General features: G+C 64.1%; 22 protein-coding genes. 6 read left to right on the top strand and 16 right to left on the bottom strand.

What is annotated here, in order from left to right; translation table 11 throughout:
• Nucleotides 1-52: 52 nt before the first annotated feature.
• The gene (locus P9A16_RS05525) at nucleotides 53-937 is read right to left on the bottom strand and encodes a sugar phosphate isomerase/epimerase family protein (RefSeq protein ID WP_037409430.1); all 885 of its coding nucleotides are present in this window, start codon (nucleotides 935-937) and stop codon (nucleotides 53-55) included.
• 409 nt (nucleotides 938-1,346) lie between these two features.
• Between P9A16_RS05525 and P9A16_RS05520 the strand changes: the two genes are divergently transcribed.
• Genes P9A16_RS05520 through P9A16_RS05510 form a run of 3 tightly spaced genes read left to right on the top strand, consistent with a single transcriptional unit; the run spans nucleotide 1,347 to nucleotide 4,929 of the window.
• On the top strand, nucleotides 1,347-2,870 hold the full coding sequence (locus P9A16_RS05520; RefSeq protein ID WP_023516346.1) for a sugar ABC transporter ATP-binding protein: 1,524 nt from the start codon (nucleotides 1,347-1,349) through the stop codon (nucleotides 2,868-2,870).
• Nucleotides 2,871-2,900: 30 nt separating this feature from the next.
• A complete protein-coding gene (locus tag P9A16_RS05515) occupies nucleotides 2,901-3,869 on the top strand; it encodes an ABC transporter permease (RefSeq protein ID WP_024271535.1) in 969 nt (322 codons plus the stop codon).
• Between the two features lie 46 nt (nucleotides 3,870-3,915).
• Entirely contained in the window at nucleotides 3,916-4,929 is a 1,014-nt protein-coding gene (locus P9A16_RS05510; RefSeq protein ID WP_023513615.1) for a substrate-binding domain-containing protein, read from the top strand.
• 94 nt (nucleotides 4,930-5,023) lie between these two features.
• On the opposite strand, the gene P9A16_RS05505 is transcribed toward P9A16_RS05510, so the two are convergent.
• A complete protein-coding gene (locus tag P9A16_RS05505; protein ID WP_023513616.1) occupies nucleotides 5,024-5,554 on the bottom strand; it encodes a dihydrofolate reductase family protein in 531 nt (176 codons plus the stop codon).
• A gap of 217 nt (nucleotides 5,555-5,771) precedes the next feature.
• On the opposite strand from P9A16_RS05505, the gene P9A16_RS05500 reads away from it, so the two are divergent.
• The gene (locus P9A16_RS05500) at nucleotides 5,772-6,077 is read left to right on the top strand and encodes a hypothetical protein (RefSeq protein WP_023513617.1); all 306 of its coding nucleotides are present in this window, start codon (nucleotides 5,772-5,774) and stop codon (nucleotides 6,075-6,077) included.
• 360 nt (nucleotides 6,078-6,437) lie between these two features.
• On the opposite strand, the gene P9A16_RS05495 is transcribed toward P9A16_RS05500, so the two are convergent.
• The 10 genes from P9A16_RS05495 to P9A16_RS05450 all read right to left on the bottom strand — a co-directional run bounded on the left by P9A16_RS05495 (nucleotide 6,438) and on the right by P9A16_RS05450 (nucleotide 16,893).
• Entirely contained in the window at nucleotides 6,438-7,946 is a 1,509-nt protein-coding gene (locus tag P9A16_RS05495; protein WP_023513618.1) for an amidohydrolase family protein, read from the bottom strand.
• Complete coding sequence (locus P9A16_RS05490; protein WP_023513619.1) at nucleotides 7,943-8,881, bottom strand: nucleoside hydrolase; 939 nt, start codon at nucleotides 8,879-8,881, stop codon at nucleotides 7,943-7,945. Before P9A16_RS05490 ends, P9A16_RS05495 begins: the two co-directional genes overlap by 4 nt.
• The gene (locus tag P9A16_RS05485; RefSeq protein ID WP_023513620.1) at nucleotides 8,878-9,303 is read right to left on the bottom strand and encodes a VOC family protein; all 426 of its coding nucleotides are present in this window, start codon (nucleotides 9,301-9,303) and stop codon (nucleotides 8,878-8,880) included. Before P9A16_RS05485 ends, P9A16_RS05490 begins: the two co-directional genes overlap by 4 nt.
• Nucleotides 9,304-9,311: 8 nt before the next feature.
• Nucleotides 9,312-10,205 (bottom strand): ABC transporter permease, encoded by an 894-nt coding sequence (locus P9A16_RS05480; RefSeq protein ID WP_023513621.1) that lies wholly within the window; start codon nucleotides 10,203-10,205, stop codon nucleotides 9,312-9,314.
• Nucleotides 10,202-11,239, bottom strand: a complete 1,038-nt coding sequence (locus P9A16_RS05475; protein WP_023513622.1) for an ABC transporter permease — start codon at nucleotides 11,237-11,239, stop codon at nucleotides 10,202-10,204. Before P9A16_RS05475 ends, P9A16_RS05480 begins: the two co-directional genes overlap by 4 nt.
• The gene (locus P9A16_RS05470; protein ID WP_278025570.1) at nucleotides 11,236-12,816 is read right to left on the bottom strand and encodes an ABC transporter ATP-binding protein; all 1,581 of its coding nucleotides are present in this window, start codon (nucleotides 12,814-12,816) and stop codon (nucleotides 11,236-11,238) included. The genes P9A16_RS05475 and P9A16_RS05470 overlap by 4 nt, the downstream gene beginning before the upstream one ends.
• 146 nt (nucleotides 12,817-12,962) lie before the next feature.
• The gene (locus P9A16_RS05465) at nucleotides 12,963-13,988 is read right to left on the bottom strand and encodes a BMP family ABC transporter substrate-binding protein (RefSeq protein WP_037407166.1); all 1,026 of its coding nucleotides are present in this window, start codon (nucleotides 13,986-13,988) and stop codon (nucleotides 12,963-12,965) included.
• 116 nt (nucleotides 13,989-14,104) lie between these two features.
• Nucleotides 14,105-14,425, bottom strand: a complete 321-nt coding sequence (locus P9A16_RS05460; protein ID WP_023512230.1) for an NIPSNAP family protein — start codon at nucleotides 14,423-14,425, stop codon at nucleotides 14,105-14,107.
• Nucleotides 14,422-16,062 (bottom strand): GMC family oxidoreductase, encoded by a 1,641-nt coding sequence (locus P9A16_RS05455; protein WP_023512231.1) that lies wholly within the window; start codon nucleotides 16,060-16,062, stop codon nucleotides 14,422-14,424. The genes P9A16_RS05460 and P9A16_RS05455 overlap by 4 nt, the downstream gene beginning before the upstream one ends.
• 3 nt (nucleotides 16,063-16,065) lie before the next feature.
• Entirely contained in the window at nucleotides 16,066-16,893 is an 828-nt protein-coding gene (locus tag P9A16_RS05450) for a uracil-DNA glycosylase (protein ID WP_037407164.1), read from the bottom strand.
• Nucleotides 16,894-17,152: 259 nt separating this feature from the next.
• Here P9A16_RS05450 and P9A16_RS05445 point away from each other — a divergent pair, with 259 nt between their 5' ends.
• Nucleotides 17,153-17,785: a TetR family transcriptional regulator C-terminal domain-containing protein gene (locus tag P9A16_RS05445; RefSeq protein ID WP_023512233.1), complete on the top strand. Its 633-nt coding sequence runs from the start codon at nucleotides 17,153-17,155 to the stop codon at nucleotides 17,783-17,785.
• Between the two features lie 58 nt (nucleotides 17,786-17,843).
• Here the strand turns inward: P9A16_RS05445 and P9A16_RS05440 are convergent, their stop codons facing one another.
• The gene (locus P9A16_RS05440; RefSeq protein ID WP_371260042.1) at nucleotides 17,844-18,119 is read right to left on the bottom strand and encodes an ArsR/SmtB family transcription factor; all 276 of its coding nucleotides are present in this window, start codon (nucleotides 18,117-18,119) and stop codon (nucleotides 17,844-17,846) included.
• A 127-nt stretch (nucleotides 18,120-18,246) separates the two neighbouring features.
• On the opposite strand from P9A16_RS05440, the gene P9A16_RS05435 reads away from it, so the two are divergent.
• On the top strand, nucleotides 18,247-19,443 hold the full coding sequence (locus P9A16_RS05435) for an MFS transporter (RefSeq protein WP_023512235.1): 1,197 nt from the start codon (nucleotides 18,247-18,249) through the stop codon (nucleotides 19,441-19,443).
• Nucleotides 19,444-19,519: 76 nt separating this feature from the next.
• Here P9A16_RS05435 and P9A16_RS05430 read toward each other — a convergent pair whose 3' ends face one another.
• From P9A16_RS05430 to P9A16_RS05420, 3 genes are all read right to left on the bottom strand, one after another.
• Entirely contained in the window at nucleotides 19,520-20,734 is a 1,215-nt protein-coding gene (locus P9A16_RS05430) for a pyridoxal phosphate-dependent aminotransferase (protein WP_023512236.1), read from the bottom strand.
• A gap of 171 nt (nucleotides 20,735-20,905) precedes the next feature.
• Nucleotides 20,906-21,808: a DMT family transporter gene (locus tag P9A16_RS05425; RefSeq protein WP_023512237.1), complete on the bottom strand. Its 903-nt coding sequence runs from the start codon at nucleotides 21,806-21,808 to the stop codon at nucleotides 20,906-20,908.
• A gap of 80 nt (nucleotides 21,809-21,888) precedes the next feature.
• A complete protein-coding gene (locus P9A16_RS05420) occupies nucleotides 21,889-22,263 on the bottom strand; it encodes a nuclear transport factor 2 family protein (RefSeq protein WP_023512238.1) in 375 nt (124 codons plus the stop codon).
• Nucleotides 22,264-22,275: the final 12 nt, after the last annotated feature.

The raw sequence follows: 22,275 nt of genomic DNA, 5'->3' as shown, positions 1-22,275 counted from the left end.
GAATGAACCCGCCTCGACCCTACACGGACAAAGCACGTTGCTAGAAGAGCCTTTAGGGCCGGGCGTTCGTTGCCCGGCGGCGCTTGGCCTCTTCGAGCTTCATCTCGATAAAACCCTTGGCATGAGCCGCCAGCGGGTCGTTCTGCGTCCAGGTATCACGCCAGATGGCGCAGACGAGCGACAGCCCCTCATCGACCACCGCTGTGGAAAAACTCTCGAACACGATGTCGCGCTTGTAATCGATGTCGAGGAGCGCGTCGAAGATCGCATCGAAATCGATGACCCCGTCCCCAAGATAGCCGCGATTGCTTTCGCCGATGTGGAAGTACCCGATCTTGTCGCCTGCAAGCCGGATGGCTGCGGCGGGATTGGCCTCCTCGATGTTCATGTGGAACGTGTCGAGATGCAGGCGCACATGATCCGAGCCGGTGTCCGCGATGAACTTCAGGCCCTGGGCGGTCGTGTTGAGAAGGTTGGTCTCGAAGCGGTTGACGATCTCGAGAACGATATCGACGCCTGCGGCCTTGCCTGTCTCGGCCGTTCCGGCAATCGCCGCGACGCTGTTGTCCCAGCCGCGCTTCGTCGGCTGCCGACCGTATTTGGTGTGCGCGGAATAGAGAATACCGCCAAGCTTGGTGCCGCCGATGTCGCGCACGGCGCGCACGGCGTCCGCCAGCATCGCCTTGCCGCCGGCAACGACGGCCTGATCCTCACTCGAAACGTCGCGATCGATCGGAAGCCCCATCGTCACGCCGATCTCGACATCAAGGGACTGGGCTAGCTTCGCCAGGTGATCGAGATCGAACTTCTCCGGTCGCAGATAGGCGAATTCGATCGCGCGATAGCCGTGCTCGGCGGTCTTGCGCAGGGCCATCTCAAGCCCCTCCTGGGTTTGGCCGCCCGTCCAAACAAATGAATGAATACCCAGTCGACGCATCACAATTTCCTCCACAAAGTCGCTTCGCTGGCGACATGGCTATCTCTATTAGTATTTTTACGCAACAAATATTTTTGGGATGAAAATCCCTAAAAGCGGTTCAATATCGTGGAAAGTTCGTAAAAATCATAAAATCCACCTTCATGATCGAGAAAGACCACCAGACGCAACAACCCAAAAGGTCATTCATCCGATATAATTTGCATGCTTAAGCAACAAACCTTGCGTCGCCAATTTTTTTGCGTTAGGTGGTGTGCATGGCGAGCGCGATTTCGCCGGCTGCCGGGAGGGCTGACATCATCAGCGGGCGCGTTAAAGCGCCCCCGCTTCTGCCGCCCTAAGGCCGGCCTCTCCCCACACATCGACAAATTCCCGCCCTTGAGGCGGGCGACCATGCAGGAGGAGCGCAATGGTTGCGAATGAACCGACTTTGCAGGACGGGGGCGACACACCGCCGCCCTTGCTGCAGGCCCTGAACCTCTCAAAAACCTTCAACAAGGTTCCCGCCCTCATCGATGGGCGGATTACGCTGCGGGCCGGCACCGTGAACGCGCTCTGCGGGGGCAACGGCGCCGGCAAATCGACCTTCCTCGGCATTCTGATGGGGCTGCTGCGACGCGATTCGGGAAGGGTCTCCATCCGCGGCAGGGAGCTCGAGTTCGGATCGCCGGCCGACGCGCTCGATGCAGGCGTCGCCATCATCACACAGGAGCTCAGCCCGTTTCTCGACATGACCGTGGCCGAGAACCTCTATCTCGGCAGGGAGCAGCGGCGCGGCCGTTTCTTCGTCGACGACCGGCGCATGCGCGCGGAGGCCGAGGATATCCTGGCGCGCCTCAAGTTTGACATCCCGGCCAGCGCCCGGCTGCGCGATCTCTCCGTTGCCCAGTCGCAACTCGTCGAGATCACCAAGGCGATCAGCCAGCGCAGCGACATCCTGATCATGGACGAGCCGACATCGGCCATCGGCGAACGCGAAACGCAGATGCTCTTCGACGCGATCCGTACCCTGACGGCCGAGGGCGTCGGCATCATCTACGTTTCCCATCGCCTGACGGAAATCTTCGAAATCTCTGATGACTACACCGTCTTCCGCGACGGCCGCTTCATCGAGGGCGGAGCCATCTCGAATATCGACCGCAAGGGTCTCATCCGGTCGATCGTCGGCCGGGACCTGCTGGATCACCGCCGTGAGCCAAAATCCTTCAACACCGAAAAACCCTTGCTGGAGGCCCGCGGTTTTTCGGCAAAGAACCGGTTCAGCGATATCAACGTGACCCTGCATGCCGGCGAGATCGTCGGCCTCTACGGCCTGCTCGGCTCCGGTCGCAGCGAGTTCGTGAACGCCCTCTACGGCAACGAACCGCGCGATGCGGGCGAGGTCCTGATCGACGGCAAACCGACCGACCTGCGAACGCCGGCCGATTCCATCCGTGCCGGTATCTCGTTGGTGACGGAGGACCGCAAGCAGACGGGCTTGTCGCTGACCGCCTCCGTCGCGCACAACATCACCGTGGCGAACCTTCCGCACTATACGCGCGGCGGCTTCCTGAAAGGTGCGGCGGAGGCTAGCAGCGTCCGCGCGCACATCAAGTGCTTCTCGATCAAGACCGCTTCCGCCGACCTGCCGGTGCAATCGCTGAGCGGGGGCAACCAGCAGAAGGTCGTATTGGCGCGTTGCATCGATACCGATCCGCGCATCCTGATCTGCGACGAGCCGACCCGCGGCGTCGACGAGGGCGCCAAGCGCGAAATCTACGCCTTCCTCGAAAGCTTCGTCAAAGCGGGCAACGCGGTGCTGATGATCTCGTCGGAAGTGCCCGAGATCCTGGGCAATGCCGACCGCATCATCGTCTTCCACCGCGGCCGGATCGCAGGCGAAGTCTCCGGCCCCGACGCCACCCAAGAAACCCTAGTCCACCTGGCATCCTGACCGGACGCATCGCTCGTGGAGGAGACCACCATGAATTCCACCGACGCTTTCAAGCGCGATATCCAGATCGGAACGCTGATCGCCCGCTACGGCATCGTGATCTCGTTCGTGTTGCTCTTCATCATCCTGTCCCTAGCCTCGTCGAACTTCCTGTCGACGAACAATCTGCTCAATGTCCTTCGGCAGGTGTCGATCAACGGCGTGCTGGCGGTCGGAATGACCTATGTCATCCTCACCGCGGGGATCGACCTGTCGATCGGTTCGCTGCTGGCCTTGGCCGGCGCGGTGGCCGCAAGCTTGGTTACCGGCGCGGATGCGTTCAACCCGGCAATCGCGGTGCTTGCCGGCATCGCCACCGGCGCCGCCTGCGGCGTCGTCAACGGCGGCATCATCGCCTATTTCAAGGTGCCGGCATTCGTCACCACGCTCGGCATGCTGAGCGTGGCGCGCGGCGCGACGCTGCTCTACAGCGGCGGCCGCCCCATCCCCAATCTCAGCCCAGAATTCCGCTGGCTCGGCCAGGGCCTGGTCTTCGGCATTCCCGTGCCGGTCATCATCTTCGCCATCGTCTTCGCCATTGCCGCGATCGTGCTTCGCTACACGGTCTACGGGCGCCGGATCTATGCGGTCGGCGGCAATCCGCGCAGCGCCAAGACCAGCGGCATCAACACGAACGGCATCGTCTTCTCGGTCTACGTGATCATGGGTGCACTCGCAGGTCTTGCCGGCGTCATGCTGACCGCACGCACCACCTCGGCCCTGCCGCAAGCCGGCATCGGCTACGAACTCGACGCCATCGCCGCCGTCGTCATCGGCGGAACAAGTCTCACCGGGGGCATCGGCCGTATCGGCTACACGCTCGTCGGGGTGCTGATCATCGGCATGATCAGCAACGGTCTCGATCTGATGGGGGTGTCCTCATACTACCAGCAGATCATCAAGGGTTCGATCATCGTCCTCGCGGTGCTGATCGACCGCTCCCGCGCGCGGAGCGAATGACACCTGGAACGCGGCCATCGCCGCCTGCAACTGGAGGAATTGCACTATGAAAATGACCCGACGTTCGCTTCTTGGCGCCGCAACAGGCCTTTGCCTTGCCACCGGCTTTTCCAGTTCGGCCGCTCACGCCGAAGCCTTGAAGATCGCCGCCATCGTTCAGAGCCTCAACACCGAATACAACGTGCTCTGGGCCGACGCCGCCAAAGCGCATCCCGCCCTTTCCGACGGCACGGCGACGCTGACGATCCTCGACGGCCGCCAGGACGTGCTGACGCAGTCCAACCTGTTCGACACGGCGATTACGGAAAAGTACGACGCCATCGTCTTCATCCCCGTCGACATCGATGCCGGCAACGAACCGATCGAGCGCGCGAAGGCCGCCGGAATTCCGGTGTTCGGCTCGAACACCGTCGTCTCCAACACCGCGCTCTACGACACCTATATCAACTCGAACGACGTCGAGGCGGGCGAGCTTCTGGCAAAAGCCGTGATCGACAAGGCCGGACCGGACGCCAAGATCGTCATCCTGGAAGGTATGCTTGGCCAGTCTGCACAGGTCCAGCGCCTCGAAGGCATCCAGAAGGTGCTGAAGGACAATCCGGGCGTCACCGTCCTGGAGCAGAACACGGCCAACTGGTCGCGCGCGGAGGCCATCACGCTCATGGAAAACGTGCTCACCGCGCACGGCAAGGATGTACAGGGCGTTCTGGCGGAAAATGACGAGATGGCCGTCGGCGCCATCGAAGGCATCCGCAACCATGGCCTCGATCCCAAGAGCGTCCCCGTTGCCGGCGTCGACGGCATCAAGGACGCGCTGGAGGCCGTGAAGCGCGGCGAACAGCAGATGTCCATCCTTCAGGATGCCAGCGGCCAGGCCCAGGGTGCCATCGACCTCGCCCTCAGCAAGCTGGCCGGGGAAAGCTACAAGCCCCGCGCCGCCGTCTGGGATGTGAATGGCGGAAAGCTCGCCTGGAACGGCGGCAAGGAGCAGCACTATTATGTGCCGTGGCTCGCCGTCACCGCGGAGAATGTCGACGCGGTTCTCGGCGCAAGCAAGTAGGCCCGAACCACCGGGACCGGACGCGCGCGTGCCCCTGACGGGGCACGCGTTGGTGTCGGTCGCCGGACGCGTTTCCCCTCCGGCATATCCCCGATCAGGCAGGAACGTAGGTCAGCCGGATCACATCCTCGCAAATCCTCTCGCTCGCCACGAAATGGAGCGCTGGCCGGGGACCGGCGAAATAGGGCGTGCCGCGACCGAGCACGACGGGATGCAGGTAGATACGGTATTCGTCGATCAGACCAAGGTCGCCGAGGCTCTTTGCAAGATGCGGACCGGCCACCTCGATCTCCCCTTCATGTTCGGCCTTCAAGGCACGGATCGCCGCCTCAAGGTCATCGCCGAGAAGTGCAGCATTGGGCCCGACAGACTGCAGCGCCTGCGACGCGACCCATTTCGGCTGCCTCCGCCATGCCACGGCGAAGGCATGCTCGTCCGCGCCCCATTCGGGGTGTTCGTCATCCCAGTAGCGCATGATCTCGTATATGCGGCGGCCGTAGATGCTGCCGGTCTGCCCGCGGGCCTCTTCGATGAAGTGCCGGAAGAGCGTTGGGCTTGGCGCGAAGGCCGTATGATCGACATAACCATCCAGGGACTGGTTCATTCCAAACACCAGCTTCGCCACTGCCGCCTCCTCTGCCGATCGGCACGTTCGCCTGTTTCCGATCGCACTGGCAATCAACGACAGACTAGGCTAACCGGTTTCATATCGCAACCAGTTTGTCGCTGCGCGCGGCAACCCCACCTGCCGATGGAAAGAGGCAGGGTTGTGCAAAGTTTGGGTTGACCGCTTTCGACGGCGCAGCGAAACTTCAGTCCTTGATAAGGCAGGAGGAAAACCAATGGACGAACCAGACCGGTGGCGCCACATGGCAAGCGCGCCGCGAGACGGTAGCCGGATTCTCGTCACCGTGCGCTCGTCCGAACAGGGACCGGCGGAAGTCGACGTCGCCTACTGGGCGAATGGCGACCGCTTCGGCGCAGAAGGCTGGCGCGCCTCCGACTCTTCCCCCGGCCGCGTCATCGAATATGCCGAACCGGAGCTGAAGTGTTGGATGCCGATGCCCTCGGCCAGCCTCAGCCGGGCCTCCGCACCCGCGCCCTGGGAGGGCGAAGACGCCCAACAGCTCGACGGATCGGGGATCTAGAGCAGTTCCAGCAAAAGTGCTTAGCGTTTTTGCGTCAGGGATTGCGTAAAAACAAACAGATAGTGCGTTTTCGCAATTCGAAGAAAAGCGGAAACGCTCTAGCGAGGCAGGCTCCGCCTCCTCTCAGATCCCGCCCGTGCGGCTCCGCCACGCGGGCGGGCTTCCCGGCTTTTCTCCGAAAAGGAAGAGACGTTTCCTACGGCGTGAAAGCACACCATCTCGCTGACCATCGTCAGCACCGGCTGCCGTGTCGCCCTGCCCGTCACCGCCAATGTCGGCGAATGCTTCGAGCCGGTCTGGCTCATGCCGGCACTACGGGAGATCTTGCAAAAGCTCAGCCTTGTCGGCTCGAAGCGCTGATCAACCGCCATCGCCCTGATAGCGGTTGATGGCAATGTCCATCCCCGTCGCCCTGCGATGGATTTCGGCCATGACAGGCTCGAAGACCGCGTTGCGACGCTCGAGCTCGGCATGCTCGGCAAGATAGGCCGGCACCAGCGCGGCAACCTCGTCAAAGACGGCCGTTTCATCCACCGTGGTCAGGCGTCCGCCTTGCATGACGATCCGTCCGGCGACCATCACCGTTTCGATCGAGGATCCGTTTTCCGAATAGACCAGATGTTTGGCGACATCGTTGAGCGGCATGAAGGGGTAGGTCTTCAGATCGAGAATCAGGAGATCGGCCGCCTTGCCGACCTCCAGCGAGCCCGTCACCTCCTCCAGCATGGCCGTCTTCGCGCCACCGATCGTCGCCATGGTCAGGATTTCATGCGCCGCCACCCATTTCTCGTGGTCGGGTCCGGCGGCACTGTGCACGAGGCCGGCAACGCGCATGACGTCGAAGATGCGCGACGTGTCGTTCGAGGAAACACCATCGGTGCCAAGCCCGACCGTCACACCGGCATCGAGCAGACGGCGGATCGGGGCGATGCCTGCGCCGAGCTTCAGGTTCGAGACGGCATTGTGCGCGACGGAGACGCCCGCGTCCCCCATCAGCCGCATGTCCCCGTCGCTGACCCAGACGGAGTGTGCAATGGTCGTGTTGCGCTTCAGGAGACCGAGATCGTGCATGTAGGCGATGAGAGACTTGCCATGCAGCACCGGGCCCGTCACGGCCTGCGTCTTCGTCTCGAGAATATGGGTATGGAAGGGCACATGCCGTGCGACCGCAAGGTCCATGCAGGCGGCCATGAGATCGGGCGTGCAGCGCTGCGGCGCCGAGGGGGCGATCATGAAGTTCAATCGGCCCGCCTTGCCGTGCAGGCTGGAGAAGGCGGAACGGCAGTAATCCATATAGGCGCCCGCAGTCATCGGGGGCCCGAAATCGAGACGCGCCTGCAGTTCAGGGGGCATCACCTCGCGCGCGAAGGGCAAGGCGTCGAGCGTGTGCACATTCATCACGGCGCTCGAGACATTGGCGCGAATGCCGGCATCTTCATAGGCCCGGAACACCGTGGCAAGCCGGTCAAGGTCGTGCCTTGGCGGGTCGAAGAAGTCGTCGCAGAAGGTGGTGACGCCGTTGCGCAGCGATTCCATCGCCAGCAGCAGGCTGCGCAGATAGAGCAGCCGCTCGCCGATCGGGTCGTTCATCAGCAACGGATAGGCATAGAGCAGCCAGATCTCGAGCGGCATGCGCTCGTAGCGACCGCGAAGGAAAGTCTCGCTGGAATGGGTGTGCGCGTTGACGAGCCCGGGCATGACCAGCTTGCCGCGCCCCTCGATGATGCGTGCGCCCGGCCCAGCGGCGATCGTGCCGCCGACCGCCTTGATGGTCGCGCCGTCGATGAGGATATCGCCGGAAAAGGGAGCCGAACCATGCTCTTCGTCCATGGCGACGATCGTCGCGTTGCGGATCAGCGTCTCGCTCATGGCAGGTTTCCGAGGGATTGCAGCAGGAGATCGTAGTAGGCGGCGGGATCGCCGTCGCGGACATAGAACACGTTTTTCGGCCGGTCGGTGATCTGCCACCAGTCGGCGACCGTCATGCCGGCGGTCAAAGTGCCGTTGAGTTCGACGGAGACATTGATCCGGCGCCCCGAAAACATCTCCGGCGCCAGCATGAAGGCGGGCACGCAGGGCCCATGCAGCGGCGCGCCCTCCCAGCCATATTTTTTCAGATCGAAGGTCTCGGAGAATTCCAGCATCTCCGCCGTCGCCACCCCGCAGCGGTTGGCAAGCGCCCGCATCGCATCGAGCCGCGCACGCGTCGAGCGCATCCGGTGCGTCACGTCGAGCGGCAGCAGCGTCGTCCTGATGCCGGCCCTCAGCACGATGTCGGCGGCTTCGGGGTCGACATAGCAGTTGAACTCCGCGGTCGGGGTTATGTTGCCGACCTCGAAATAAGCGCCGAGCATCGCGACGACCTCGCGGACCTTTCCGGCCATGTCAGGCGCCTTGCGCAGGGCCATCGCGAGGTTCGTCACGGGCGAGAGCGCGCAGATGGTGATCTCGCCGGGATGCGCACGGACGGTATCGATGATGAAATCGACACCGTGTTTCTCCCGGGCTTTGATGGATGGCGGCGGCAGGTCCGGGCCATCAAGACCCGTCGGACCATGCACATGCTCGGCCATGACCAGCGGGCGGATGATCGGGTGCGGGCAACCGGCGAAGACAGGAACATCCGGCCGACCGGCCAGCTCCATCAGCTTCAGGCAATTGGTGACCGTATGCTCCAGATTGATGTTGCCGGCCGTCGCGACGAGGCCGAGCACGTCGAAGGCTTGCCGCTGGCCGAGAATCATCAGGATTGCAGCGGCCTGGTCTTGCCCGGGATCGGTGAGGATGATGAGCTTGCGCATCATGCCGCCACCTTGCCCGGCGCGCCGCCTTCCAGCCACGCGTAAAGCTCCCAGGTCTCGCCGTCCGGCCCATGGAAATAGAGGCAGCGGGCATTCCAGGGATAGTCGGCCGGCGGCCCGACGAAGACCACGCCCTCCGTCGCAAGGTCCGCATGGAGCGCATCGATATCGGCCGGGCTGTCGAGCCTTACGGCGACGAGCACGGCCGAGGCCGACCCTTTCGGCACGCACACATTGGCGTGCGTCTCGATATGCGCCCGGTCCCACACCGCAAGCGTCAGGCCCGCGCCGATGAAGTCGGCGAAGCCCGGCGCGCGATGCTGGAGCTTGAAGCCGAGTTTCTGCGTGTAGAAGCGGATGGATGCCTCGAGATCGGTGACCAGGATACAGACGTCCCGGATCGGATGGCGTTGTGCGAACATCATGATGCCTCCTATTGGTCCCGCAGTTCGGCGAAGGAACTTGCCGCTTTCGCCCCGCCGCGCAGCTTGCCGGAAAGCCAGACGCCGAAGACGGTGGCGAGATAAGGCAGCGCCTGCAGAAGATCGTGCGGGATCCTGTCGCCGAACATGAGCTGGGCGCGGATACCGATCGCCCCGACCACCGCGAAGAAGAGCGCGGCGAAGGTCGCGCCCACCGGATGAGCGGCTCCGAAGATGACCGCGGCGAAGGCCATGAATCCACGCCCGGCGGTCATGCCCTGGGCGAAGAACTGCAGGCTGCCGGCGGCAAGTTCCGCACCGCCGATGGCGCACAGAACCCCGCCGATCGAAAGCGCCACGAGCCGCATGCGCGACGGGTTGGCGCCGACCCCGCGGGCGGCAAAGGGGTGCTCGCCGCAGGCTGCGAGCCGAAGGCCGAAACGTGTTCGCCGCAGCAGGACCCACATGGCGAAGACGACGAAGGGCATGGCGGCCACAGAGATCGACAGCACTCCGTAGGTGCCGAAGGCCGGCCCGAGCTTGGGAATGCCGAACGGGGCCGTAACGGTCGCCTGGCTGCCGAAGATCGACTGGACGGCGAGTGCCGTGCCGCCGACACCGAGCCCCGTCAACCCGAGGCCGGCGATGATGGGGTTGGCCTTCAGCCTGTCGATGACGAACCAGAGAAGCACCGACGCCAGCACACAGGCAAGGATGGCGATGAGGATGGCCGCCGCCACGGATTTGGTAAGCATGATGCCGAGGATCGTGGCACAGGCGCCGATGATCATCAGACCTTCAAGGCCGAGGTTCCAGACCCCTGCCCGCTGGGCGATGACGCCGGCGAGCGTGACGTAGATCAGCGGCGTTCCGGAACGCAGGATGGCGATGATGATCTCATTCATGACGAACGCCCTCCAAAACGCAGCACCCTGTCGACAAGCTTCGACCGTGCCGTGATGAACAGCGCGATCGCTGCATTGATGATGTCGATGGCCGCCGCCGGCAGCCCCGCCATGATCGGCAGGTAGAGCGCCGCGGAAGCAAGGCCGCCGAAGAACACGGCTGCCACCGCCGTTCCGACAACGGAGAGATTGGCAACGAGCGCGATGAGGATCGCCGTGAAGCCATGCGCCGGCAGGAAGCCCGAAGCGATACGGCCGTTCGGCCCCATGAATTCGATCGTGCCGGCAAGGCCCGCCAGCGCCCCGGAAATGAGGAAGCTGGACAGGCCGAGCTTCCAGAGCCGTGCCCCCTGCCACTCGACCATCGTGCCGTTGCGGCCGGCAAGGCTCGCCAGCACCCCGAAGGCGGTCCGGTTCACCAGCAGCCACATCAGGATGCCGACGATGGCCGCGATGGCAATGATGGTCGGGGAGAGGCCGAGGGAATCGGAAATGCGGTAGGCCGCATCGAGCGGCCGGCTCGATGCCTGTTGGCCGGAGCCCGAGGGATCCTTGAGCGGTCCCGCGGTGACATAGACCAGAAGCAGGCCGGCCATGAAGTTGCCCATCAGCGTGGTGATGACCTCGTCGGTGCCGGAGCGAAGGCGCAGCAGGCCCGGCCAGAGAGCCCAGAGGGCGCCGCCCAGCATGCCGGCAAGCAGCAGTGCGGGAATGACCAGGACGGCAGGCCCGCCCTTCAGCGCCTCGGCCGCAAAGGCGGCGCAGATCGCGCCGACATAGAACTGGCCCTGCGCGCCGATGTTGAAGAACCCCGCCCGGAAGGAAATGCCGACGCCGACCGCCGTGATGAACAGCGGCAGCGCCCACCGGAGGCTTTGTTCGATCGCGCCACTGCGCAGGAACGCCCCGTCGAGCACCGCCCAGAGCATGACGGGTGCATTGTAGCCGGCAAGCTGGAAGACGAGTGCGCAGAGCACGAGCGCGAAGATGACGAAGACCAGACTGCGGAGGACGGTGATAAGGCTGTCTTTCATGCGTTTGCCCTCACAGCAGCGCCGGTCATGGCAGCCCCCACCGACCCGATGTCGAAGGGCGCGCGGAACTCCCCATTCAGCCGTCCCGACAACATCACCACGACGCGGTCGGAAATATCGAACAGCTCATCGAGATCCGACGAGATGAGCAGGATGGCGGCACCGCGGTCGCGGGCCTGCCTCAGCGCCTGCCACACGAAGGCGGTCGCGCCGATGTCGAGGCCGCGTGTCGGCTGGGCGGCGATGATCAGCCGCGCGGCCGGATCGACCTCGCGCGCGAGGATCACCTTCTGTGCGTTGCCGCCGGAGAGCGAGCCGGCCCTCTGCCCGCAATTGTGGTAGTGCACGCTCCATGCCTTGAGCGAGCGGTCGCACGCCTCGCGGATGACCGCGGGCCGGATGACCTTGAGCAGACTGCCCTGCAGCAGGTCCCGCGCGCTCCAGTTCTGCCAGAGCGAACTGGTAAGGCTGAGGCCTTCCACGTTGCGCTCGAAGGGAATGATCCTGAGACCGATCGCACGGCGGGCGGCAAGCGGCTGGCGGGTCACGTCCTGCCCGGCGAGAGCGATCGAGCCGCCGTCGAGGTCCGCGAGGGCGGAAATCGCCCGGACCAGTGTCTTCTGCCCGTTGCCTTCAACACCGGCGATGCCGACGATTTCGCCCGGACGGATATCAAGGTCGATCGTGTCGAGTGCGATGCCCTCGCTGTCCGGCCGGGTGGAAACGGCCTTCATCGACAAGACGGCAGGGCCTTTTGCCTGGGACGGCTGGTCGGCATCCCCGCCGGCCGGGGATTTCGTTCCAACCAGGGCGTCGCGGTCGTGCCCATCGAGCGTCCTGGCCACCGCATCGCCGACGATCAGATTGGCCAGCCGCTCGGCCGGGACCTCGGCGATCGGAAGCGGCCCCTCCACCTTCCGGCCGCCGCGCAGCACCGTGACCGTATCCGCGATACCGAGCACCTCACGGATCTTGTGCAGAATGAGGATGACGGTGACGCCACGCGCCTTGAGGCGTCGAACGCGGGAAAACAGCATGTCGATGCCCGCCGGCGACAGCACCGCCGTCGGCTCGTCGAGAATGAGGACGCGCGCATCCGTCACCAGCGCACGCGCGATCTCGATGCCCTGCTGCGTCTCGATCGGCAGGTCGCGGATCCGCCGGTTGAGATCGACCTGAACGTCGAGCCCGGCAAGATGCGGCCGCCATTTCTCCGCAAGCGCCTTGCGGCTGTAGATGCCGCCCTTGTCCGTCGCCCCGAACTCCATGGTCTCGGCAACGGTGAAGGACGGCGGCAGGGCAAAACTCTGGTGGACGAGTTCCACGCCCGCGGCGCGGCTTTCCCTGACCTGCCCCGTGCGGATTTCATGCCCCATCACGTCGACGGCACCGAAAGTCGGCCGCACGAGGCCGGCGGCGACACGGGCGAAGGTCGTCTTGCCGGCGCCGTTCTGGCCCACGACGGCATGGATCTGGCCCGGAGCGAAGGAGGCTGAAACCTCCGACAGAGCCGTCACGTCACCGAACTTCACGGTGACATCGCGGCACTCCAGGGCCGACTTCGGAAGATTGGGCATGATACGGTTCCCAACGAGAGCAGAGGTTCACGTCCGTCAACAGGGCTGGAGACGAGCCGCGAACCTCCCGCGACCATCCCTCGGGGACGGCCGATGCCGATTGTCCGTCAAGCCTCCACGCCGGCCCGATGGGCCGGCGTGGAGGCTCAAAGCGTTGTGTTGAACGGGACCTTGATGGATCCGTCCAGAATGCCCGCCCGAACCTTGTCGACCTCGACGAGCGCTTCCTTCGCCTTCGCATTGAGATCTGCCGGTCCCTGCTCGGCGAAAACAGGCGAAGGAATGAAATCGATGACGCCGGTGCCGAGGCCCGTATGCTCATGCGTACCGCCCTTCCAGTCGGAGCCGACGGCCTTGGTGACCTCGTTGTAGAGCGAGACGCCGAAATCGAGGCTGACGATGGAGATGAGCGACTTCGGACCGAGCTCGTACTGCCCGGGCGCAAGGCAGCTCACCATGCGACCTTCCTTTTCATTGGCCGCAGCGATGATGCCGCCGTCGGTGGCCGCCGCATCGGTCTGGATGTAGTCGATGCCGTCATTGTACATCTGGGTGGCGATTTCCTGCCCCTTGGCGGGATCCTGGAACGAGCCCGCAAAGGCGGCGACGACGCTGGCATCCGGCCGGATGGAGTGCACGCCGGCCTTGAACGCGTTGAAATCGGCATTGAGCGGGGGAATCGAGACGCCGCCGATGAAGCCGGTCTTTCCGGTCGAGGTCATCCTGGCGGCAAAGACGCCCGAAAGATAGCAACCGAGATAGTAGTCGTAGGAAACGGTCACCACGTTCGGGATCGCCGGTTCGAAGGGGTCGCCGAAAAGCTGGATCCACTTGGTGTTGGGATAGGACGGCGCCAGCGCCTTGAAGGGCTCGGCCACTTCGTTGAAGGTCGAGACGATGATCGCAGCGCCCGCATCGCCAAGCGTGCGGTAGATGGTCTCGTAGGTCGCCGGATCCTGCGCGTAGATGGCGCGGTACTCGAAGCCCTTTTCCTCCGAAAGCTGCTTGAGCTTGGCGATCATCTGGTCCACCGGACCGTTGTCGCCGGCCGCCTGCGTGTGAACGAGCGCGACCAGCCCGCCGGAGGCGCGGGCGAATTCGGGCACGATGCTGGCTGCAAAGCCAAGCGCCGCGGCGCCTGCGCTCGCCTGCAGGAATGTGCGGCGATGCATCCTGTGCTGTGCATTGGTCCCAGTCTTGTCTGTCATGATGGTTCCCTCTTTTATCGATTGTCGTTTCGCATGCGCATTCGCCGACACGCAGGCCCTGCTGCGCGTCGGTTGCCGCCTCAAAGAGGAGGCGAATAGGAGGCCGGGTTCATGATCATCACCTCCTGCTTCTGGATCGCGTCCAGCGCCCAGACCTCGGAGATGAACGTCTGCCAGTCGGGGTCGGCATACATCGCCGTCCGGCGCGCCTCACGGTCGGCGAGACTGTCGTAGGCCCACATCAGAACCGTGGTGTGAAGGGTGCCGAGTTCCGAGGAATAGAGGCCGACAAAGGTGTTGAGGTGGCGCTTCTGCACGGGCAGGCCGTCAGCCTCGTATTTCTTCATCCACTTATCGACCGTACCGGGCTTGAAGGTATAGGTGCGGTGTTCGAGGATCATCGGATCGCTCCTTCTGCGTTCAGGATGAACTCGGCGCATTTCTCGCCGATCATGATGGCCGGTGCATTGGTGTTGCCGCTCGAGATGATCGGCATGATCGAGGCGTCGGCGACGCGCAGCCCCTCGATGCCGCGGACCTTGAGCCGCGCGTCCACCACGGCCATGGGATCGTTGCCCATCTTCGCCGTTCCCACCGGATGGAAGGTCGTCATGGCCGTTGCACGAAGCCAGCGTGTCAGCGCCGCATCGTCAAGCGCCTCCGGCCCGGGCGCGAGCTCCTTGCCGCGGTATCGGTCGAAAGCCTTTTGGCCGACGATGTCCCGGGTCAGCCGGATGGCGTCGATCATCGTGCGAATGTCGAACTCGTCGCGCAGGTAGTTGGCCAGGATCTTCGGCTTGTCGGCGGGATTGGCCGACCGCAGCGTGATCTCGCCGCGGCTCACCGGATTGACGGGGCCGACACGGATCGTGAACCCGTGGTTGGCTTCCACCGCCTGTTTCTTGCGGAACGGATTGGGGAAGTGCAGGTTGGCCGTCTTTTCCAGCGCCGGCATGAAATGCAGCTGGATGTCCGGCGCGACGAGACCATCGTTCGAGCGGATGAAGGCGCCGGCCTCGTAGGGAAAGGTCGTCGTGATGCCTTCCCCGAACAGCATGCCCTGGGCAACGGCCGGTATGAGCTTGTCGGCACGCAGGTCGCCGAACAGGGTGATCGGCTCCCGGCATTCCCAGCTCATGACGCAGTCGACATGATCCTGAAGGTTCTTGCCGACACCCGGAAGATCGAGCACGGGCTTGATGCCGAGTGCGCGCAGCTCGTCGGCCGGCCCGATGCCCGAGAGGAGCAAGGCCTTGGGGGAATTGACGACGCCCGCGGACAGGATGACCTCACGCCCAGCATGGGCGCGCCCCGACCGACCGTCCCTGACATAGTCGACGCCGCATGCCCGGCCGTCTTCGATGACGAGGCGCGTCGTTTCCGCCCCCGTCAGCACGGTCAGGTTCTTGCGATCGAGCGCGGGGCGCAGGAAGGCCCAGGACGTCGACCAGCGCTTTCCCTTGCGGATGGTGAAGTCGTAGCGGCCGAACCCTTCCTGGGTGGCGCCGTTGAAATCGTCGTTGTCCGGGTAGCCGGCCTGCAGGCCCGCCTCGCAGAACACGTCCATCAGCGGATTGTGGCCACGGGCCCGGCAGACGGTCAGTTCGCCGTCTGCGCTGTGGAACGCATCCTTGCGCTGGATATGGGTCTCGGAGCGCCGGAATGCCGGCAGCACCTCGTCATAGGACCAGCCGGGCAAGCCAAGCTGCGACCAGCGGTCATAATCGTGGCGATTGCCGCGCACGTAGATCATGCCGTTGATGGTCGAGGTCCCGCCCAGCACCTTGCCGCGCGGCCAGTAGAGCGAGCGGCCGTTAAGGTAGGGCTCGGGCTCCGTGTGATAATGCCAGTTATAGATGCCCGAATGGAACAGCTTGCCCATCAGCATCGGCAGCCGGAACAGCGGATTGCGATCCTTGCCGCCCGCCTCGATCAGCAGCACACGGTTCGCCGGGTTCTTCGACAGGCGGTTCGCAAGAACGCAGCCCGCCGACCCCGCGCCGACGATGATGAAATCATATTCCGGGGCAGACGCCATGGATCACCATGCGACAGGCTGGCCGCCCATCGCCTCCAGGTAGGAATTGCACAGAAGGAACGGATTTTCCCGGCCCAGCACATCATCGGCAAAAGCGGGATGCGCGCGCTGGACATAGGAGACATGGCCCTCACGCCCCTCACCGACACCGGCCGCGGCAAAGATATCGGCGGCAGCCGCGCCGAAACCCAGGAAGACGACGGGCGCGTCCCGCGCCAGAAGCGTTTCGACCACGCGCAGCATCAACGGCCGCCAGAAGGGCAGATGCCCGCGCGACTGGTGCGGATCGATATCGACGCGAAAACGGGAGAGCGTCAGCGATGCGTTGAGCAGGAGGACACCCTCCCTCACCCAGCGGTCGGCAATCAGGCTGGGTGCCTCGAACACCCCCGCCGGATCACACAGCAGATGGCGCACATCCGGCCATCGGCCGAAATCCCGTGCGAGGCTTTCATCGCCGAGGCGCGCGGCCGCGATGAGCTGCATATAGGCGCGGATGCTCTTCGAGAACATCTTGTCCAGCTCACCCCAGCCAGCAAGATTGCCGGCCTCGAAAGCGCGGCCCGTTGCAAAACCGGGTTCAGGATAGGGATCCTGCCCGAGGATCAGGCAGCGCACATCCCGCGGCGCAATGCCGTCAAAGGCCGCGAGCATATGCGCCCCCGGCGGCTGGCCGGGAAAAACCTTGCCACGGCGGGCCGGAAAGATCGGCTCCCACGCCTCCAGCTCGAGATCGCCGCCGACACGATCGAAATCCGCGCCGACGGAGCCGAGTGCGGCACGCCAGAGCTGCGGCAGGTCGCCTTCCCAGCCGGCAAGCGTCTGCGCCATCGCCTCCCTCAACCGCATCGACATCCCGGCCTCCCCTTCCGTCCACTGAAGGGAAGACTAGACAAAACTTGACCAAAGTGTCAACTTTCCAAAAGACAAAAAATGACGACTCGGTCAATTTTTCCTGACAAACACGTCAGCTTTTGGCAAAGATCGAAACGCTTGCATTTCGCCGGAAAACGCGGCAATTGCGCGGACGATCCCGCCACCACGCACGATTGCCTGGTACGAAGCGACGGCGAGATGGAGGCGGAACGACATGGCAAGGTCAGCTAAAGATCCCGAGGAGCGCATCCGCGAGCGCAACATGCGCCTCATCATCAAGGCGGGGATCGAAATCTTCGCGCGCAAGGGCTTCGACGGCACGCGCATCGCCGAGATCGCGGAGGCTTCAGGCCTGCCAAAGGCCAATGTCTACTACTACTTCTCCTCCAAGGAGGAGATCTACACCGCGATCATCGCGCATCTCATCGCCAGCTGGGACGATGCGCTGAAATACATCTCGCCCGAACGCGAGCCCGCGGAGGCCTTCCGGCTCTACATCAAGGCAAAGCTCGAATACACGCGCAAGAACATCGCGGAATCCCGCCTCTTCGCCAGCGAGATCATCCAGGGCGCGCGGTTCCTGAAGAAGAAGGATCGCGACCACATGCGCCAGATCACGGATGCGCATGTGGCCGTCGTCGAGGGCTGGATTGCCGCCGGCAAGATGCTGCCGGTCGATCCCCGCCACCTCTTCGTCATGCTGTGGGCATCGACGCAGTTCTACGCGGACTTCGAACCCGTCGCCGCCGACGCCCTGAAGAAGTCGCGCCTGAAAGCCGAGGACTACGAAAAGGCAGCCACCACCATCACCGAAACGATCCTGAGGGGCATTCTCCGCAATCCCTGAGCGTTTGCGCTGAACCAGGACACCGTGAGGGTCTCGCGCGGCCGTCCCGGACAGTCAGCTACGTCTCGGCGGAGGCGGACAGCACCGAACCGATCAATCCCGGAAACCGCGCCTCCAGGTCGTCGTGCCGGAGGCTGAGGCGGCGGCCGCGGCCCAATGGCTCATTGCGGATGATACCGGCCTCGCGCAGCACTTTCATCAGATGCGACTTGGTCGACTTCGGCATCGAGGGGTCGGAAAGATGACATTGGGCCATCTCGAGCGGGCCGTCGGCGAGCTGGCGCACGATGGCCAGCCGCTCGGGATCACTCAACGCGAAGAGCACGTCGGTCAACCGCATATCCTTGCGGGCGGGATGCGGGAGTTCTGGTATCTCGGGCGCCATGGTTCGAATTTAGTTGAACCATGATGGAAATGATAGTAGATATTGGTTCGAAATTATTCGAACAATCAGGTGCCCCGTGACAGATGCGACGCTCTTCACGCCGCTACGCAGCCGAACCGGCTTCCGCATCACGCTTGCCGGCATGGCGGTGATGATGGCCGGCGCCAGCGCGCCCTCGCCGTTTTATCCGCTGCTGCAGCAGGAGATCGGCTTTTCGGCGGCCACGCTGACCGGCATCTTCGCCGTTTATACCGTCGCGCTGCTGGCCTCGCTGCTCGTCACGGGATCGCTGTCCGACCATGTCGGCCGGCGGCCGGTGATCTCCGGCGGCTTTGCGCTGATGGCGCTGAGCCTGCTGCTGTTCTGGCAGGCGGGCGACGTGGGCGGATTGATCCTGGCGCGCGCCTTGCAGGGCATCGCGGCGGGACTGTTGCTCTCCGCGCTATCAGCAACCGTGGTCGATCTCGAACCGAGGGACAGGCCGGGCAGCGCCGCGGTCTGGAACTCGGTTATTCCGCTGGGCGGGCTCGCCGTGGGGGCTCTTGCGGCCGGCATTCTGATGGATGCGACGGACATGGCGGAGGCGGATGTGTTTGGCACGCTGGTCGTCGCCTATGCGCTGTTTGCCGCTGCGATCTGGCTCATCCCGGAGACCGCGCCACGGCATGAAGGTGTCTGGGCCTCGCTTCGCCCGCGGGTCGGCATACCCGCCGCCGCCGCCAGGGCGTTCTGGCGGAGCGCCCCCGCCGTTATCGCGGGCTGGGCAACGGGCGGGCTCTATCTCTCGCTCGGCGCACCGATCGTCCGGCACGTCTTCGGCGCGAAGGATCATGTGACGCAGGCGAGCGTGATCGTGCTGCTCTGCGCCGCCGGCGCGGTTGCCTGCTACATCGCACGCGGACATTCCTCACGGCGGGTCACGCTTTACGGAACCTCGGCGCTTTCGATCGGAACGGCGCTGACGCTTGCGGCGATCGGCTGGCAGTCGCTGCCCGCCTATCTTGTGGCTCTGGTGATCGCCGGAACGGGTTTCGGGACCTGCTTCTACGGCGTGCTGCGGTCGATCGTCCCGGTCGTGCGGCCGGACGAGCGCGGTGAGCTCTTCGCCGCACTGTTCACGCTGAGCTATCTCGCCTTCGGCCTCCCCACCCTGCTCGCCGGCATCGCCGTCGGCATGTTCGGGCTGACGGCGACGACGCTGGGCTACGGCGCGCTGATCGTTCTGTTCTCCGCGACCGCAGGTCTGCTGCGCAGATTCGGCACGTCGGATTGACGTTCTCCGCGAGAGGCCGAGGTCAAGCAGTCCTCGGGCCTGGATTCCACGCAAATCCGGACGGAATCCCGCATTCTCAAAGCGCCTCACAAAAACGACGAAGACGCCCCAGCCCCTTCGCAATCAGGTCCTCTGCTCCGGAAAAGGAGAGGCGAATGAAGCTGTGCATGTTGGGCCCGAATGCGACGCCGGGCACGACAGCGAGGCCTTCCGCAGCGAACAGGCGTTCGGCAAATTGCGTGCCCGAAAGCCCGGTCGCAGAGACATCGACGAAACAGAACATTCCGCCCGTAGGCCGGACGAAACGCAGCTGCGGCAGCCGCGAAAGTTCGGCACTCATGAGGTCGCGACGGCGGCGCAGTTCGTTGGAGAAAAACAACATTTCCTCATCGCCCGCCTCTTCCAGCGCGACCGCCGCCGCATCCTGGACGAAGGTCGGCGAGCCGAACAGCATGCATTGGGCCATGTTGTGGAGATGGGCGGCGGCCGAGGATGGGGCCAGCGTCCACCCCACGCGCCAGCCTGTCATCGCATGGGATTTCGACAGGCTGTTCACGATGATCGTGCGCTCCCGGATCCCCGGCAGCGACGCGGCGGAAAGGAACGCACCGTCGAAGACGGCATTCCGGTAGACCTCGTCGCTGATGATCCACAGGTTGTGCCGTTCCGCAACGGAGGCGACGGTTTCGAATTCGGTGCGATCGAGCACGTAACCGCCGGGATTGTTGGGAGAATTGAGGAGGATCGCCCGGGTCCGCTCCGTCACCTGGGCCAGGATCGATTCCTTCGAAAGCCGTGCGCCGCCGGCGCCCATGGATAGTTTGACCGGGCGTGCCACGGCGCCACCGGCACGGATGGTTGCCTCGTAGGTCGCATACCAGGGCTCCAGGTAGAGCACCTCGTCCCCCGCCCCCGCGACGGTCATCACGGCGGCGAAAAGCGCGTTCTGGGCGCCGGCGAAAACCGTCACCTGATCGGCCGACCAATCCTGACGGTCGAAACGGTTTTGGGCACGGGCGACGTTCCTGCGAAGCTCCGGCGTCCCCGGAACCGGTGCATAGTGCGTCCGCCCCGCCCGAAGGCTTCGGATCGCGGCATCGGTAATCCTGACGGGCGTGTCGAAGGAGGTGTCGCCGAGACAAAGACTGACCACATCCTCTCCGCGGTCCAACGCATCCGCCGCGGCATCGGCGATGACCCAGCCGGCCGCCCCTTCGCTGGCGATTGCCCTCGTATGCGCCGAAAACCGCAAGCTCCCGTCAAGCGTATCTGTGTTTTGAGACAGTTCCATCAATACCTTCTCCCCTCGCGGCGCCTCTGGCAAACGCATCACCCGCTGAGTTCACCCGGGCATTTTCCGTCGTCACACTCCCGAAGACCTCCGCCGCGACACGAACCGTGCGGATGGCAGAGGATCGTTTTCGCATGGGACCCAGCCCTTTCTTCATCGATCTCGGCGCCCTCAACCCGACCGCGACCCGATGGTCGCGACAAAGGTTCCGGCGACGATGAGGGCGGAGGCAATGATCACGGAAAAGCCGATCCGATCGCCCAGCAGGGCGGCAGACAGCGTCAATCCGGATACGGGCTGAAGAAACTGCATGAGGCTCATGCGGCCGACGCCGCCCTGGCCAAGTGCCCAATACCAGAGAACATAGCCGAGGATGGTGACGCCGAAGGCGAGATAGGCCAACGCCATCCAGGTTGCCGTCTTCCACAGGGTGGGATCGACCGGTCCGAGCAGCCAGGGTGTCAGCGGCAGAAGGAGGCAGGCCGACAGGCCCGCCCCCCAGAAGGTGATCGCGCGCGCCGGATACCCACGCTTCTGCAGGTTCCCGCCGATGACATATCCCGCGCAGGCGAACAGCGTCGACGAGAGGACAAGCAGATCGCCACCCAGCGTCGCGTCGCCATCCGTGGCGCCCCCGCGCCCAAACACCAGCAGGCTTTCTCCGCCGAGGGCCACGGCACATCCGATCCACCAGAGACCGGACGGCAATCGCCCTTCCGACGCATAGGCGATCGCCGATGTCGTCACCGGCATGCATGCAAGGATCATCGCGCCGTGCGTGGCGGACGTTGACTGCATTCCCCAGGAAAAAAGCGTTGGAAAGGCGACCATGCCGCAAAATCCCGCAAGCGCGACCTGGGCGACCTCCCGGTTCGTCGGCGGAAGTCTGATGCCAAGCAAGAGGGCAAGCACCAGCCCAACGAGACCACCCGCAACCGTGCGGATCGCCATCACGCCGAGTGGTGAAACTTCGCCGAGCGCGAGTTTGGTGCCGACCGGCGAGGCGCCCCACAACAACACCGCCAGCAAGGCAGCCCCATAGACCCCGATCAACGCCGCACCATCCGATCTCACGACATTCCCGCCTTCCACTCCCCGAGAAACCTCCGCCCCGAAACAAGGCGCTCCCCCGTACAGAGGAAACGACAGACCGGTCAGATCTCGAAATGCCAGACTTTCGCGACGATCTGCCACTTGCCGTCGATGAGGACGAAAGTCAGCTCGTCAACGAACCTCTTCGGCAGGTAGACGTCCTTCACGCGGGCATGCGCGGTCGTTGGGCTGGAAACCGTGATCGAGAGGATCTCGTCCTGGCGCACATCGCCCTTCCCTTCAGGAGACGGCCGATTGGCCACCAGATCGAGATAGGCATCGACATCCAGGTTCACGAGCTTCCCCTCCGTCGCGGAATAGAGCTGCGCGCGGGGATGAAAGACCGAGCGGAACCCCTCCACATCACCGAAATACAGTGCGTCCAGATATGCCTGGACCGCTGCATGGATGCCTTCAGCCGCAGAATTGTCAGTCATGTCGATATCTTC

Source organism: Shinella sp. 838 (assembly GCF_029623935.1).
Classification (GTDB): domain Bacteria; phylum Pseudomonadota; class Alphaproteobacteria; order Rhizobiales; family Rhizobiaceae; genus Shinella.
This window is presented reverse-complemented; position numbering and strand designations above follow the sequence as displayed.

What these genes read in the sequence shown, in the direction of transcription:
- P9A16_RS05475 (WP_023513622.1), bottom strand. Translation starts at nt 11,239, where the DNA reads ATGAAAGACAGCCTTATCACCGTCCTCCGCAGTCTGGTCTTCGTCATC.
- P9A16_RS05445 (WP_023512233.1), top strand. Translation starts at nt 17,153, where the DNA reads ATGGCAAGGTCAGCTAAAGATCCCGAGGAGCGCATCCGCGAGCGCAAC.
- P9A16_RS05510 (WP_023513615.1), top strand. Translation starts at nt 3,916, where the DNA reads ATGAAAATGACCCGACGTTCGCTTCTTGGCGCCGCAACAGGCCTTTGC.
- P9A16_RS05430 (WP_023512236.1), bottom strand. Translation starts at nt 20,734, where the DNA reads ATGGAACTGTCTCAAAACACAGATACGCTTGACGGGAGCTTGCGGTTT.
- P9A16_RS05485 (WP_023513620.1), bottom strand. Translation starts at nt 9,303, where the DNA reads ATGATGTTCGCACAACGCCATCCGATCCGGGACGTCTGTATCCTGGTC.
- P9A16_RS05450 (WP_037407164.1), bottom strand. Translation starts at nt 16,893, where the DNA reads ATGGCGCAGACGCTTGCCGGCTGGGAAGGCGACCTGCCGCAGCTCTGG.
- P9A16_RS05465 (WP_037407166.1), bottom strand. Translation starts at nt 13,988, where the DNA reads ATGCATCGCCGCACATTCCTGCAGGCGAGCGCAGGCGCCGCGGCGCTT.
- P9A16_RS05480 (WP_023513621.1), bottom strand. Translation starts at nt 10,205, where the DNA reads ATGAATGAGATCATCATCGCCATCCTGCGTTCCGGAACGCCGCTGATC.
- P9A16_RS05500 (WP_023513617.1), top strand. Translation starts at nt 5,772, where the DNA reads ATGGACGAACCAGACCGGTGGCGCCACATGGCAAGCGCGCCGCGAGAC.
- P9A16_RS05420 (WP_023512238.1), bottom strand. Translation starts at nt 22,263, where the DNA reads ATGACTGACAATTCTGCGGCTGAAGGCATCCATGCAGCGGTCCAGGCA.
- P9A16_RS05520 (WP_023516346.1), top strand. Translation starts at nt 1,347, where the DNA reads ATGGTTGCGAATGAACCGACTTTGCAGGACGGGGGCGACACACCGCCG.
- P9A16_RS05490 (WP_023513619.1), bottom strand. Translation starts at nt 8,881, where the DNA reads ATGATGCGCAAGCTCATCATCCTCACCGATCCCGGGCAAGACCAGGCC.
- P9A16_RS05495 (WP_023513618.1), bottom strand. Translation starts at nt 7,946, where the DNA reads ATGAGCGAGACGCTGATCCGCAACGCGACGATCGTCGCCATGGACGAA.
- P9A16_RS05455 (WP_023512231.1), bottom strand. Translation starts at nt 16,062, where the DNA reads ATGGCGTCTGCCCCGGAATATGATTTCATCATCGTCGGCGCGGGGTCG.
- P9A16_RS05515 (WP_024271535.1), top strand. Translation starts at nt 2,901, where the DNA reads ATGAATTCCACCGACGCTTTCAAGCGCGATATCCAGATCGGAACGCTG.
- P9A16_RS05460 (WP_023512230.1), bottom strand. Translation starts at nt 14,425, where the DNA reads ATGATCCTCGAACACCGCACCTATACCTTCAAGCCCGGTACGGTCGAT.
- P9A16_RS05525 (WP_037409430.1), bottom strand. Translation starts at nt 937, where the DNA reads ATGCGTCGACTGGGTATTCATTCATTTGTTTGGACGGGCGGCCAAACC.
- P9A16_RS05470 (WP_278025570.1), bottom strand. Translation starts at nt 12,816, where the DNA reads ATGCCCAATCTTCCGAAGTCGGCCCTGGAGTGCCGCGATGTCACCGTG.